This window comes from Helicobacter rappini, assembly GCF_900198625.1.
In the GTDB taxonomy this organism is placed as follows: Bacteria; Campylobacterota; Campylobacteria; order Campylobacterales; family Helicobacteraceae; genus Helicobacter_A; species Helicobacter_A rappini.
Genome location: NZ_FZPK01000040.1, coordinates 1 through 15382 on the forward strand (window position 1 = coordinate 1; position 15382 = coordinate 15382).

At 32.9% G+C, this 15382-nt stretch carries 5 protein-coding genes; 2 read left to right on the forward strand and 3 right to left on the reverse strand.

The window, feature by feature from the left end:
* The first annotated feature begins 16 nt into the window (after positions 1-16).
* Positions 17-9964 (forward strand): PBECR2 nuclease fold domain-containing protein, encoded by a 9948-nt coding sequence (locus C6H17_RS08155; protein ID WP_158655012.1) that lies wholly within the window; start codon positions 17-19, stop codon positions 9962-9964.
* A gap of 129 nt (positions 9965-10093) precedes the next feature.
* A complete protein-coding gene (locus tag C6H17_RS13020; RefSeq protein WP_233714107.1) occupies positions 10094-10927 on the forward strand; it encodes a hypothetical protein in 834 nt (277 codons plus the stop codon).
* An 89-nt stretch (positions 10928-11016) separates the two neighbouring features.
* On the opposite strand, the gene C6H17_RS12230 is transcribed toward C6H17_RS13020, so the two are convergent.
* The 3 genes from C6H17_RS12230 to C6H17_RS08175 all read right to left on the reverse strand — a co-directional run bounded on the left by C6H17_RS12230 (position 11017) and on the right by C6H17_RS08175 (position 15244).
* On the reverse strand, positions 11017-11166 hold the full coding sequence (locus tag C6H17_RS12230) for a hypothetical protein (RefSeq protein WP_155243505.1): 150 nt from the start codon (positions 11164-11166) through the stop codon (positions 11017-11019).
* Positions 11167-12428: 1262 nt separating this feature from the next.
* Positions 12429-13325, reverse strand: a complete 897-nt coding sequence (locus C6H17_RS08170; RefSeq protein WP_020995710.1) for a hypothetical protein — start codon at positions 13323-13325, stop codon at positions 12429-12431.
* 11 nt (positions 13326-13336) lie between these two features.
* Positions 13337-15244 (reverse strand): extracellular solute-binding protein, encoded by a 1908-nt coding sequence (locus C6H17_RS08175; protein ID WP_020995709.1) that lies wholly within the window; start codon positions 15242-15244, stop codon positions 13337-13339.
* Positions 15245-15382 lie beyond the last annotated feature (138 nt).

Here is a 15382-nt window from a genome sequence, read left to right on the forward strand (position 1 = left end):
GAATGTGTTGGGGGAAATGCAGTCTAAAAACAACATTGTAAGCATTAATGCAGATGAAGCTTTGCAGAGACTCTATTCAATTCAAGGTGCAAAAATACCACAAGAATTAGATATACAATCATTTATGAATACACTTGATAGTATCGTAAATAAAGATAACTTTATAGCACATTTACAAAAAAAGAATGATTCACAAAATAGACTTGCATATTTAAATCTTGTTGAGCCTACGCTGAATAAATGGGATTTAAAGCTTACAAGTGGTGATAGAACCGACTTAATTAAGGTATTTAATGATGGAAAAAACTTTTTTACATTATTAATAACAGCAGAGAATAATAAAAGACTGATAACATTTTTACCAAAAGCACGAGAGGATTATATAGCAAATAAGATAAAAAATGCCGACCATATCCAAACTTTCATCAGCCGAGCGAGTAAAGAAAATGAATGGACTCGCAATGCAAATCCTACCACAAAACAAGAAATAAGTAAAGATATAGAATCTAAAAGCACACAAGAGATAGAAAAAAAAGAAAGAATGCACAGGGGTGTTTATAGTGTCTATTACGATGACATAATGATTGATTTTGTAAAAAAATACGACCCTGATGATGATTTGTGGTTTATGAAACATGCAAAACTTGAATACAGCGATAATGGAGAAGAAGTTTATGCAGCACTTAAACACTTTAATGAAGTTAGAGACAATGTATCAACAACATACGATGATTATGTAGCTGCAACAGAAAAAGTCAAAAACTCTCTCAATCGTGCTGCTTTAGACATTATTGATGATTTTAAAGCTACTGATGAAGCACTTGAGGCAATAGAAAAAATACAAACTAAATTGCTTGATGACTATCCACAAACAAATAAAAATATTTCAATTAACACTAGGCTAGAAAAAGATTCTATGCAAATAGAATCTAAAAGCACACAAGAGCCTGTAACACAAAAAGAAACACAAGAGAATACACAAGCAATAAATCAAAGTGAAGGCATAAGAGAGCAAAACCAACATTTACACCTTGAAAACTTAGATACAACACGCTTTTTTGAAACTATCAATAATATGCAAGGCAAAAATCTAAGCAAAAAAGACAAAATACAATTATTTGATAGCTTTACTTCTGCCCTGCAATCTAGGCAAGATTTAATCATTGATGAAATTGAGAGAATCTTAAAACATGCAAATAAAAGCGGTGATAGGAAACATAAAGACTTTAGCGATTTAGATGAATACGCTATGAAGGAAATTTTCTTTAAGCTTAAAAATAAGGATTTATATGATGATTATGAAAGCATACTTAAAGATTTAAAGGCTAATAAGGATATTGATTGGGATAAAAGCATTTTTAAAGAATTTCAAAATACTGAAAAAGGCATTGCTTTAAGTAATAATAAGATTAGCAGTGGCGTTGCAGAAGACTTTGCAAAAAGTCTAAAGGAATGGGAGCTAGATAATAATCATATTGTTAATAAATTTAAAGATACAATACAATCACAAAATACAAAGGATACACATGCAAACACAAAACAAGACACAAACACAACAAACCACACAGAAAAAGAAACAAGCACAAAAGAAAGCCACACAGACAATCAACATGAAGCTACTCAAAGAGAGAGTGGAGCTGATACTAAGTGGGCAACTTCACGCACGAGCAATAATCCACAAGAAAATAAGGACACAGAGACAACTCTCAAAAGAGACAATGGAATTAGCGATGAGTATTCACCAAGCACAAAAGAGATGGCACAAAGCGGGAATGAAAAAACTCATGAAAAAAGAGATATACGAGATGACTCTAGCCATAGCAGCAGCGACATTGAAACCAATGCTAATATTAGCAGAGATACACAAGGACATAATGCTGGAATCAGACTTGATGAGACTGACAACAAGCGATATAAGCATGATGGAAACGATGATAGGGATAACTCAAGGACTAGAATACACAGAAATGTATCTTTAAAGAAAAAAGGCAAAAAGGATTCTAACACAAACACAGAATCTAAAGTTGCCACACAAGACATAGACACACAATCTACACCACAAGTAAAACCCAAAAAACTCACTGATAAGGAAATAATCGATAACTTCTTAAAAGAATATGATAATCATGAATATGGGAGCAAAGAGATATCATTAATAAAAAATATCGACAAACCTGAAAACTTAATGTATATAGCTAAGGCAATCAAAGATTTTAATGAGGCTAGAACTTTACAAGATGATATATTAAAAATTGATACTAAAGCAATTGCTGATGCTGGTGTTTTAACCCTTGAAGAAAGGCAGCAACTTGGCAGGGGAATGGGCGATTTGCTGCCAACTCTTAAGGAAGCTTTTCATTATTTGCATAAAGCACCATATCCTGCAGAAATATATAAGATAAGTAACATTAAAAAAAGAAAAGAAGTCAAAAAAGCCTATAATCTAGTCCAAGAAAAAGGCTTACATAGATTTGACTATCCACAAACAAATAAAGATGTTTCGCTTAACGCTCAACATGACAAGGAAACACCAAAAACCACAAAAGAAATAATCAAAGAAGCAAAGGCAAGTGGTAAGAGTGTAAGAGAGACACAAGAATTAATAGACAAAAACAAAGCTACTGAAACATTCACGGATAGCTATGGTAAAACACATGAGATACCAAAAGATATAGCAGACAATTGGAAAAATACCTTTAATCTAAAAAGCCTTGATGAAGCCTATATCCCTAACTTTACACCTGAAGTAAAACAAGCTTTAGATTCTATCTTGCAAGGCGAAGATATTAAGCTATCTGCTGGGAGCTTAGTAAAGCTTATACAGAGAGACAGATTAGAGTTTTTACCTTATATTAAGGACACTTTAGAATCACCACAAGTAGTCGTTAGACAAGTAGATGGAGCGTTAATATTTGCCAAAGATTTTAGAGATGATAAATTAGGTAAATTCTTTGCAAGTGTAAGCAAAAACGATAATGGCGAATGGGTTATATCTAGTAATGCACCAAAAAATCTAAATAATTTACAAAATAAGATTAAAGAAGGTGGGGAAGTTTTATATAGTGATTTGCCCGAGCTTCCAATAATCGCTAAGCCCGAATTACCCGCTAAAGCGTTGAATAGCGAAGCAAATGCTGACAACATTATACCACAAAAACCAAAACCAAAACAAAGTCCAAAAGAATTAGATAATATAGAAAGTGATAGCAATCCAGCAGGCATTCTAAACCCTGAAGAGTTAGCAACACTCAATAAAGAATTTAAACTCGGTGAAATACAAGACTTAAAAGGACAAAAAGCCCTATATGATGCAAATATAGAATCTCTTAGTTTGCTTGATGATATACTAAAGAGTGGCAGAGTAGCAACTGATGATGAAAAAAAGATTTTAAGTAATTTTAGAGGCTTTGGTAAGGCAAGTAATGAATTATATCAAGTGATAAAAGAAAAAGGTGAGAGACTAGATAGCCTTAATAAGCTTTTAGAGAGTTTGAGTGAATCTGTTGGAGCAAAGATAGACGCTGATTATTTATTCCGCAGGGCAGGTGATGCTTACTACACACCTACACCTATTGTAGAATCTATGGTAAAACTTGCTAAGGATTTAGGACTAAACAATAATCATGTTATACTAGAGCCTAGCAGTGGGAGTGGTAGATTCTTAGGGCAGTTTCACTCAAATGCGAATGTAGTAGGCATTGAGCTAGACCCATTTACTGCTAAACTATCACAGACTATATATCCCTACTTTAAGATAGATAATGCAGGATTCCAAAACTCTAAATTTGCAAAAGATGACTTTTATGATTTAGTTATAGGCAATCCCCCCTATAGTAACTTTACTATTAGAGATGAGGCTTTCAGTGCGTCAGCTCATAACTACTTTATGAAAAGGGGTATTGATAAACTAAGAGTTGGGGGCATTAGCATACAGATAGTAACAAAAAGCTTTATGGATTCTAGTAATGACTTGGTGCGTAAAGAAATAGCTAAGAATGCAAAGTTTCTAGGTGGAGTAAGACTGCCAAATAATGCTTTTAAAGATGCAAGTGTAACGACTGATATACTTGTATTTAAAAAGGTAAGTGCCGCTGAAGCTAAAAAGCTAGATAACTCATGGATAGAGACAACAGAGTTAAATGGCATACCTGTAAGTAAATACTTTGTAGATAACCCACAAAATGTTTTAGGTGAAATGAAAGTCGGTAAAGGGCAGTTTGGGGATATAGTGCATGTTATAAATAAAGAGGGCATTGACTTTTCTAACTTTGATTTAATGCCATATTTAAATAAAAAATATGATTTTGATACATTAAGACTAAAAGATAATAATACACATTCATTAAAAGACTTAGAGAGTGAAGTAAAGACTACACAAGATATTACAGATAGTCAAATGGGTGCTGTAAGATATGATAAAGAACAAGATAAGTTTATAAAAAATGATGGGGGAAGTGATGATGAGCTTGACTTAAAAGAGTATTTACAATCACTAGAAGTTACTTGGAAACCTGAAACCATAGAGAAAAGAATAGCTGAATATAAAGAGTTAGCCCCAAAGATAAGCGAATTGCAAAGCACATTAAAAAGCTTACAAAAAGCAGAGCTAGATTCTGAAGCAAGTAATGAAACAATCTCTGCATTAAGACAAAAGCTAAATAGTGATTATGAAGCAGTAGTGGGTAAGAATGGTAGCTTTTATACAAAGGATAAAAAGGTATCCCCTAGATTTAAACTCTTTGAAATGGTAGATGATACAAGCTTTGAAATCTTTGCATTGGAAAAAGCACCGCTTGTAAAGAATAATAAAGTAGTAGGAGCAGAAAGGGCAGATATTTTTACAAAGCGAGTAAGCTATCCTTATGTAAGACCACAGAGTGCAGATAACTTGCATGACGCTATGCATATAAGCTTAAATGAGACAGGATATAATGATTATCAAAGGATAGCTGACCTTTTAGGAAGCGATGTAGATTCTGTAAAAAAAGAGTTTTTAGATAAAAAGCTAGAGTATTTAGACCATAATGGCGAGAGATTAAATAAAGATATATTCTTAAGTGGTGATGTAAAGACAAGACTAGAATCCTTTCATGATGAATATGGATTGCCAAAGTTTAGCGATGATGAAACAATCGCTCATTATCAAAAGATAGCCTATGAAGATTTAAAGAATGTTATACCTGATGATATAGAAGTGCCACATATTGAAATACCATTAGGGGCGAATTGGCTTGATAAAAACATTACTGATAGCTTTTTAAGTGAGATTGTAGGACTAGACTATCTTAACACAAATTATATACATGGGGCTGGTTGGAAAGTCAATTTTGATGGATTAAAAGATAGAGACTTTATGATTGCAACAGGCAAGGATTTCAAAGCAAATACAGGTGTAGAATATATCAATGGTATTGATTATATAGAGGATATGCTAAATAATAAAACTTTAGTCGTGCAAAAGACAATAAAAGGTGATAAGGATAAAACAATCATATATAGAGACCCTATTGCAACACAAAGCCTAGAAGCTTTAAAAAAGCAATTAAAAAGAGAGTTTAAACAATATATCCTAGATAATGATAACTTCAGTGAAATAGCACAAAAGCAATATAATGATACCTTTAACAGAGAAGTAGCAAGAAAATATGATGGCAGTCATTTAAAACTACATGGGGCAAATAGTGATATAGAGTTAAGAAAACACCAAAAGAATGCAGTCTTTAGATTTTTCCAAGAGTTAAGCTCTCTTTTAGCCCATGATGTAGGCACAGGTAAAAGCTATACAATGATAGCTTCTGCCATTGAGGGAAAAAGGCTTAAAGTGCATAATAAGCCCATGATAGTATTACCTAATCATGTAGCCCCACAAATAGCAGCAGAAGCAAGGAGATTATATCCTAATGCAAATATAAAGCTTATTCAAGCAGTATCAAGGAAAGATAAGAATAGGCAATTAGCAAGTCTTAAAAACAATAGCCATGATATTATCATTACGACCTATACCGCTTTTACAAATATGAATGTAGCCCCAAGTGCTTTTAAGGATTATATAAATATGGAAGTAGAACATCTAAAGAATATATATTATCAATTAGAAAAATCAGGTGAGGCTTCTAAAAGAGAGTTAAATTCTATTGCAAATCGCATAGAAAAAGCAGAAGAGAGGGCAACTAACTATGCTAAAAGTGTAGCCAATGATAAACAGAATGTATTCTTTGAAGATTTAGGTATAGATACCTTAATGTTTGATGAAGCACATTATCTAAAAAATCTGCCTATATTTACCGCTCAAAGAAATGTAAGAGGTATAGGAAGTGCAGATTCACAAAGGGCAATTGATGCCTTTATGAAAATAAGTCAAATGAGAGATTTGCCTAATAATAGAGTGCTATTTGCAACAGGCACACCGATTACAAACTTTATCAGTGATATTTTTACAATGCAGAGATTTTTAGGCTCTAAAGACTTAGAAGCTAAGGGCATAGATGTATTTGATGAATGGTGTAAAATGTTTGCAGGGGCTTCTAGTGAATTTGAGATGAAAGCAACAGGGGAGTATAAACTCACATCAAGGCTTAGAGACTTCTCAAACCTGCCAGAATTAAAAGCTATGTATTATAAGTTTGCAGACTTAGTAACTAAAGAAGATATGCAAAAAGCCATACTAGAAGAAGGCGGCAAGATTATAGAACCAAAGGTAAGAAGAATACCTGTTGTATTAAAAAGAAACCAAGCACAAATAGATTTTATGGAGAGTGTGAAAAAAAGAGCAAAAGTTTTACAAGAAAATCCACAAGCTGCAATGGAAAAAGGCGGGGATAATATGCTAAAGATTATCTCTGATTCTAATAAAGCAAGTATTGATATGCGTTTAATTGATTCTTCATATAAAAGAGATGAGAATGGAAAAATATCAGCAGCAGCTAATAATATCCTAGAAGTGTATAATGACTTTAACGAGCATAAAGGCACACAATTGGTATTCCTAGATACTTCAGTGCCAAAAAAGGCAGTCAAACCTGAAACACTAGAGAAATGGCAAAAAGAATTAGAAAGAATAGATTCAGTAATACAAAATCAATCTCATAATCTAAGCGATAATCAACTAGAAAAACTAAGAGATAAAGCAAGTGATTTAGAAAGCAAGATTGCAAGGGGAAGTGATGGATTTAGTGCTTATAATGATTTAAAAGATTTACTCATAGAAAAAGGTATTAAAGAAAACGAAGTAGCATTCGTGCATGACTTTGAGGGCATTAAAAAAGAAACACTATCTCAAAAGATTAATAGCGGTGAGATTAGAGTATTAATCGGTAGCACAAGTAAAATGGGTGCAGGGAGTAACTTCCAAGAAAGACTAGCAGCAATACATCACCTAGACCTAGATTGGACACCTGCTAATATGGAGCAAAGAGAAGGCAGGATTATAAGACAAGGTAATCGCTTAATGGATTTAGTCCCTGACTTTGAAGCTAGAATCTATACTTATGTAACAGAACAAATGAGTGATAGCTTAATGCTTCAAACACTAGAGCAGAAAACAAAGATAATAAAACAAATACAAGACCCAAACCTTAAAACAAGAGTAATAGAAGATATAAGCGAAGATAACTTGCATGGCAGACTAAAAGCTATGACTAGCCCTAATGCAGAACAAGAAGTAGAAGCTATGAATATAGTAAAATCCATTGATGAAGTAGAGAATGCTATAAGCACACATGATTTAATCCTTAAAAATAATCACAATAAAATAGAGAATGCAAATAAATTAGAATCTAGTATGCAAAAGGATATAAACACACTAGAAGCTTTTAAAAAGCAAACACAAGATAATACCACTATAAGCTTTGGAAAAGAGAAAGTAAACTTTGCTAAGGATAATAAGGCAAAGACAAGTAAAGATAATAAAACAGACACACCAAAGGCTACAAAAGATAAAGACAAAAAGAAAGAAAAAGAAAAAAGCCCTGAAACTTTAGCTAATGAAAAACTAAATGCAATCATACAAGACTTTGCAAAGTCTAGCGATAACATTAAAGTAATATGTGAGTATCGTGGATTAAATATCTTAGCAAAAAAGGGATATAGCGGCATGATTGACTTTTATTTAGGTAAAGATTTAAATGAATCTTTAAGCATTTCTACAAGACTAGATGTAAGAGATGCTGCATATACAGATAAAAACTATATGCAAAGATTTCATAATGGCTACAATAAGCTTATAAGTGATGATTATATAAAAGAATTACAAGGGCAGATACAAAAAGCAAAAGATACAAGAGAAAAAGCAAAAAAGGCTTATGAAAAAGAGATTGCAAATAAAGAGAGTGTAGCAGAGCTTAGAAATAGCTTGAATGAAATGCTAGTAAGACAGGCAGAATTGCATAGCTTTTTAGGCAGGGCAAGTGATTCTGAAATAGAGAGACTAAAAGCTATATATGGTGATGACTTTGAAGATATTGTGAAAGGGAAGTTTAGTAAAGAGAGTGAAAATAAAGCATTAGATAATAATACAGCTAATAATATAGCAGAGAATGACTTAGAACAAACCCTAGAATCTACCATGCAAAAGTTTAATTACGATGAGAGAAAGGCAAAAGATTTACTAGAGTGGCATAAAGATTCTAGTCCTTTGACAAAAGATGAAAATGGACTGCCTAAAGTGTTTTATCATGGAAGCGGTGCGGAATTTGAAGTGTTTGAAAAAGAGAAAGACAGAAGTGGTTTGGGCTTTTGGTTTGCACTAGATAAGGATTATGCTAAAGAGAAAGCAAGGTTTAGAGGAATAAATGGAGGAATACTCTATGAAGTGTTTTTACATGTTAAAAAGCCGTTAGATTTAAGAAGGGCAAATAAAGATTATCCTGCTGATATTAAAAATGAATTGACAGAAAAAGGTTTAAATCTTAATTCCTATGACACACAAAGCAGGGAAGCACAAGATTTTTTAAGAAGTAAAGGCTATGATGGTATTATTTTGGATGTTGATTCAAGTGATTTTTTTGTAGTCTTTGATTCCAATCAAATAAAGCATATTGACAATAAAGGAAGCTATACGGATACAAAAGGCAATATCACTAAGACTAAACCAAAAAATAAAGAATCTACACATACCTACTTTAATGATAAAAGCCCTAACATCATGTATGCTAATCCAAAACATTTAGGAGCTGGAATCTTAAGTGGCAGTGCAGCAGGAATTGAAACAGATGAGAATGGGAATATTGTAGGATTTAATCCGCAAAACTTTGTCTTAGGCTTAATTGGTGGTAGTGTTGCAAGTAAGGCGATAAGCAAACTCTATAACAATGAAAGCACACAAAGATATGCTACTTTAGCTATTAAAAGCATACAACAAGACTACAAATCTTTGAGTGAAAATAATCCAGCTATGTTTGCTAAAATAATGCAAAAGTTTAATCCTAGAGATTTTTTAAAAGGCAAAAAGGAAATAAATAGCTTGAGTAATGAAATATTTAACAAAGAGTTAGCAAAAGCCATAGAATCTGCCTTGCAAAATGGTAAAGTAGAGACAATGCCACAAGCAGAGTTTAGAAATAAGGAAGAGTTTGCAAAAATATTTGATAGCATAAGCGGAAAATATGGGATTATAGAAACGCCTTATAAGGAAGTGAAAGCGGATATAAAGAGTGCATGGAAGCATTTTACTTACAATACGCACAACACAGACAGAGAAAACATAAAAGGCGGTTTCTTTAAAACCTTTAAAGACCCATTGTTTATCGTAGAACAGGCAAGAGAAGGACAAAGTAGCCCTAGCGTGTATTTCTATAAGCCATTTTACGATAATGACAAAAAGCTAATGAATCTGTTTGGAATAGGGATAGATTCTGTTGGAAATATAGATTTTAAGACATACTACTTTGACAAAAAAGAAAATCGATTAAAAGAAATGTTAATGAGTGATAAGATTAAAATTGTATATATGCAAGAAAACCCTTAAGCCCCACCTCTCTCTCACAATCTACCCTATGAGAGCGTGTTTAGCTATATGTCCTCTAGTAGTATTGAGTTAAAACATATAGCAAGGCTTAAAGATACTTGGATTATACCACAAAAAAAAGGATTTAACATGATAGACACAAAAAATCTCACTCTAAAGAAATTCCAAGAGAATTTTGATTTTATAGAAGCTAAGATGAAAGATAGTCAAATATATAAAGATGCCTTAGATAGTTTTGTAAAGTATATGCCAAGCTATGCTTTTACAGATGACCAAAAGGCTTTAGCATATAGTGATTTTATGGCAAAGACATTTTTAGGCGTATTTCAAAGTGCAGTCCAAACAGCATTAACCATAGACCAAAATGAAGTAGCTACAAGAGATGCACAAAATCAAAGTGCATTAGGCATACTAGGTAAGAAAAAAGAAGTAGCAATGCTATCCAATCAAGTGAAAGAAAGCTTTTTTAAGATACAAGCAAGTAAAATGCAAACAGCACAACTTCAAGCCCAAGCCCTGCAAGATAAAATCAAGGCAGAAGTATTACATAAAAGTGCCAATGATAACGCACAGATAAATAAAGCAAATTGTATGGTAAGCTATCAAAATGTCCTATCAAATGCAAATAAACCAGACTTACTTAAAAGCTATGATATGCAGCAAACTACGGTGAATGCACTCAAAGCAATAGGTGAAGCTCCAATCAGTGATTACACAGATGAGTGGAAAAAGGTGCAAATACCTGACTACAATACAGACTTTGATACTACTATACTAGAGATATATGCCACTAAAAGCGTGATAGCTATTGATGAAGTGATAGGATTTCATATTGTTACTTCTATTGAGTTAGTAGAAGTTGAATGGGATTTTGGTGATGGCAAGGTTAGCAATCAAATGTTAAGAGTAGCCAAAAAGATAATATACTCAAATCTTTCAATAAAGAAGGCTCATATAATGTAAGATTAAAAGCTTTAGTAGAAGTTGAGAATAAAGATTATGTTAATGATAAGAGTCAAGATAAGTTTGTGATGAAAGAATACTTTAGAGACTTAGAGATTTTGGTGTGCTAAGTGTTTTTTGCTAGTGTTTAAACGTGTTGTAGAATCTTGTTTTATATGTTTTTGTGTGCTAGATTCTGCATTTTTTAGTTTAAAATCTGTATTTAAGCCAGTGCGACCCTTTCTAAGCCCACACGCCACATTTTAAAGCCAAAAATCTAAATTTATGCTTTTTTGTTGTTTATCAATGTTTCTGTGTCTTTGTGTTTGAGTGTTTTTTTCACGCCACACTTTAGGTTTTAACATCTGTGTCATGTTGAGCGTAAGCGAAACATCTTTATTAGATTCTGTGCTATCTCAATTTCACGCCACACTTGAGACACAAAATTGCATTATTACACTCTCAAAGCCTTGAAACTCACACGACACATTTCCACGCCACATTTTACGAGATTTTTATATTTTACATATTTGTTTGTATTGATATGCAAGAGAAAACATATAAAAAAGATTGTTTGTGAGTTTCTTTGACAAAAACACTATGAAATGAAGCAAACAGGGCGAGAATTTAACAAAATTGCAAGAAAATGTAAGTCATTTATGTAAGTTTAATGGTAGATTTAAGTGTAATTTCTATCAAAAAAGCAAAAACTAGCCAAATGTAGCCTAGTTTAGCTTAGTTTTAGAGCCTTATTTCAGTGGAATATCAGCCAAAATTACACAAATAGCACAAAAAAACCCTAAATCATGCAAACATAAATCACACTAGCCTTTGCATTCACACAAAAGCCAATCAAAGCAAGACAACTTTACAAGAGCCAATCACACAAGCTACAAAGCTTTAAATATTTAAAAATATTTCAATCTCTCTGCAACTTATCTCATTCTTTAAGATTTTCTATCACACATAAATGACACAAAAAATACACTCATGGCACAAATTTTGACACACATATACATTTTATGCCCTATTTTGCGGACTTTGGATAGAATTGTGATTCCAACAATGAAATTTTAAGTTATTTTTAAGTTTTAAATAAAGTTTATTGTAAGCTAGATTATAAAGCATATTTACGCATTGCAATCACTAAGAACATAGCACACAAGGGGAATTTTTACTCTCACAATAAAATGCAATTACCCACTTATGCTAACTCACTTTATATAAGTTACAATATTACACACAAGCATATAATTTTTAAATTTTTTTTCTAGCTAACTCTTATAAACTTATATAACTAGAGAAAATATCGGTTTTTTGGGAATTTGGAGGCAAATAAAGTACAATTAAAATGAGCGGACATTTTGCCAAGCCCACCTTTTTTATTTCAACTTAGAGTAAATAAAGCGACTTGACAATGAAAAAAATGTCGGTTAAAATTTTGGGTAGGAATATAATTTAGAATCTACGTCTTTATGGGTGGTGCAGGGTTTAGGGTGCATTTTGGGCAAGTTTTTAAAACTTAGAATCTATAAGTTGCTCCCACTTGACCCCCAGCATTTAAGGCATGATAACTTGAAGTATAAGTAACCAAAGCCATAGCATTAAAGCTTAAATGCTGTGTTGCAAAGTAGTCAATACTAGCATTTACATTAAATCTCAAAGCATTTGTGCCTAAAAAAAGCGGTGTAGATTGTGGTAAGAGAGTAAAGACCCCAGCATTATTTTTTGAAAAAAGATTTGATAAAGCTATATTAATAGAACCCAGCATATAATCCCCTCTATAAAAAGTCTTTAAGCCAATATCAACAAGCCCTGCGACACTCACTTCATACACACTGCTAAAAGGCGTAATAAGAGAAAAGCTAATAAATGGGCGAAATACATATTGATCATAGAAAAAATCAATACCTAAAAAGCCTTGAAATAGCATGTTATTGACTTGACTACTTAAAGCCCCAAAGCCTATATCAATGCCAAATACCCCATGTGCTACGACATTTTGTATAGGCAAAGGCACAGAAGCATTAGCCCCTAGATTTGAGCCAAAAAAGAAAGAGCTATTTTGTGTGGCTTGTGTCGTAAGCAAGGCATTCCCAAAAGCAATATTAGCAAATGAATCTAGCTGAATCTTTTTCCATGCAAAAGGGTGTCTATACTGCGTATTTAAGCCATTATACATTAAAGTTTGTGTATCGCTTAAGCCAAGCGTGCCTGTGTAGGCTAGATTAGCTTTTTTATATGTATTTGTAAAAAGCGGATTGTGTTCCCTATACACATCTTCTTTAAAAATATGCGTTTGTTTAGAATCTTTATCTGCCTCTTCATTTGATTCTTCCTTATAGATTCCTTGTATATTTGCGGCAAATACTGATTGCATACATATACATAAACATGCACTTATAAATTTTAATCTCATGTTACCCTCCATTACTCTATCCACCAATAATGATATATGCTAAAAGGTGAAGCATAGGGTGGAAAAATATCTGGCATTCTTATATCATGCCTTAAAGCGATACGAAAGCTAGGGCTATAATAATGCGGCACAACATAGAATCCCCATAGTAAGATTCTATCCATCGCATGTAAAATCGCTATGCGTTTATTATAATCTGTTGTTTGATTAAGCAAAACAATAAGCTTATCAATCGCCTTATTTTTCACACCAGAAAAATTCCTTGAGCCTTCCATATCCGCACTCATTGATGAAAAGAAAAAGTCTTGTTCATTTCCGGGAAAAAGGCTTTGTGGTATCAAGCCCACAATTATATCATAATCAAATTGTTTTACTCTATTTTCATATTGAGCTGAGTCTGTTAATCGTATATCAAGGCTAATGCCAAGTATTGCTAGATTTTTCTTAAAAGGCAGCACCATGCGTTCAAATAAAGGTGAGTTTAGTAAAAGCGTGAGTTTCACTGGCTTATTATTAGAATCTAGCAGCCTATTTTCTACTACTTTATATCCTGCTTCTTTTAAAAGCTTTTGTGCGTATATGAGATTTGCTCTTTTTGAATGTGGTGCTTTTGTGCTTGGATTCTTATAGACTTCATGTAGTAAGCGAGGATTTATAGAATCTTTATAGTCTTTTGTTATTTCAAACTCTCTTGTGCTTTTATTATAGTTTAAGATTCCAAGTGATTGTAATATCTCTATTTCATCTTTAGAATCTCTTAAGAGACCATTTGAAGCATATATTGAGTTTTCATAATAGCTTTGTGTGCGTTTATATTGTGAGTAAAATAGATATTCATTGCTCCATTCAAAATCAAAGCATTGAAGTATCGCTTCCCTTACTCTTATATCATTTAAATGCGTTCTTCTTGCGTTAAGATAAAAGCCCTGCATACCCGCTGGTAAGCCATGTGTTAAAGTGATCTTTTTAAATCTTCCTGCATTAAGGCTACTTCCTTCATAGTCATTTGCCCATGCTTTTGCCTGTGGCTCAAAGCGATAGTCATAATTCCCCGCTAGAAATGCACGCAAAGCGACATTTGCGTCTTTGTAATATTCAATTGTGATTCTATCAAAGTTATATGCCCCAACATTTATCATTAAATCTTTCGCCCAATAATTCTTATTTCGTTTATAAGTAATGTATTTATTTATCTCAAAAGATTCTATTATGTAGGGACCACTGCCAAGCGGTATGCGTAAGGGCTTTTTACCATATAGATTCTCATTATTTTGCTTATTGTTTTGTAGGTAGAAGTGTTTTGGGATAATGTGTAGTTGTGTAAGAATAAAAGGTAATTCCTTATTTTCATTATGCTTAAAGATAAATTCAATAATATTCTCATTCACCACAACCGCTTCTTTTACATCAGCATAATAGCGAGATTGAGTGGGATCGCCCTTTTGCATAAGCATATCAAAGCTAAATTTTACATCACCAGCACTCACCTTGCTATCATCGCTGAATCTTGCCTTTGGATTTATCATAAATCTCACACCGCTATTATCATTTGCAATGCTTACTTTTTCTGCTATAAGCGGATATATCGCATAAGGCTCATCATAGCTTTGTGCCATTAAAGTATCATATACTAAATCGAGTGAATCTGCCTTACTCCCCTTTAATACAAATAAATCGAGACTATCAAAGCCACCAAGCCCCATAGTCTTAAAATCCCCACCCTTTTTTGCTTGTGGATTGGCATAGGGTAAAAATTTCGCATTTTCATGCTTTGGTATCATATCCATAGCAATAGAGCTATGCCATGTGGTATAAAGATCAGAGCGACTTTTCGCATAAACGCATACACTAAAAAGCATAATAAAAGAGAGAATAAATACAAAGAATCTAGCATATCGTATAAAAATATTTTGTAGCATTTTTTACCTGATAATTTTTGTTTTGAATATAAGTGTTTATTATAATGTTTTTCTGTGTATAACTTTATATATGAGAGTAAATAATATGATTGTGGTATGGAATCTTTTGCCTATAATCTTTTGTATTTGGCAATATCG

Bases quoted from the DNA above. Each gene is read 5' to 3' on its own strand.
- C6H17_RS08155 (WP_158655012.1), top strand. From the start codon at position 17: ATGCAGTCTAAAAACAACATTGTAAGCATTAATGCAGATGAAGCTTTG.
- C6H17_RS08175 (WP_020995709.1), bottom strand. From the start codon at position 15,244: ATGCTACAAAATATTTTTATACGATATGCTAGATTCTTTGTATTTATT.
- C6H17_RS13020 (WP_233714107.1), top strand. From the start codon at position 10,094: ATGATAGACACAAAAAATCTCACTCTAAAGAAATTCCAAGAGAATTTT.
- C6H17_RS08170 (WP_020995710.1), bottom strand. From the start codon at position 13,325: ATGAGATTAAAATTTATAAGTGCATGTTTATGTATATGTATGCAATCA.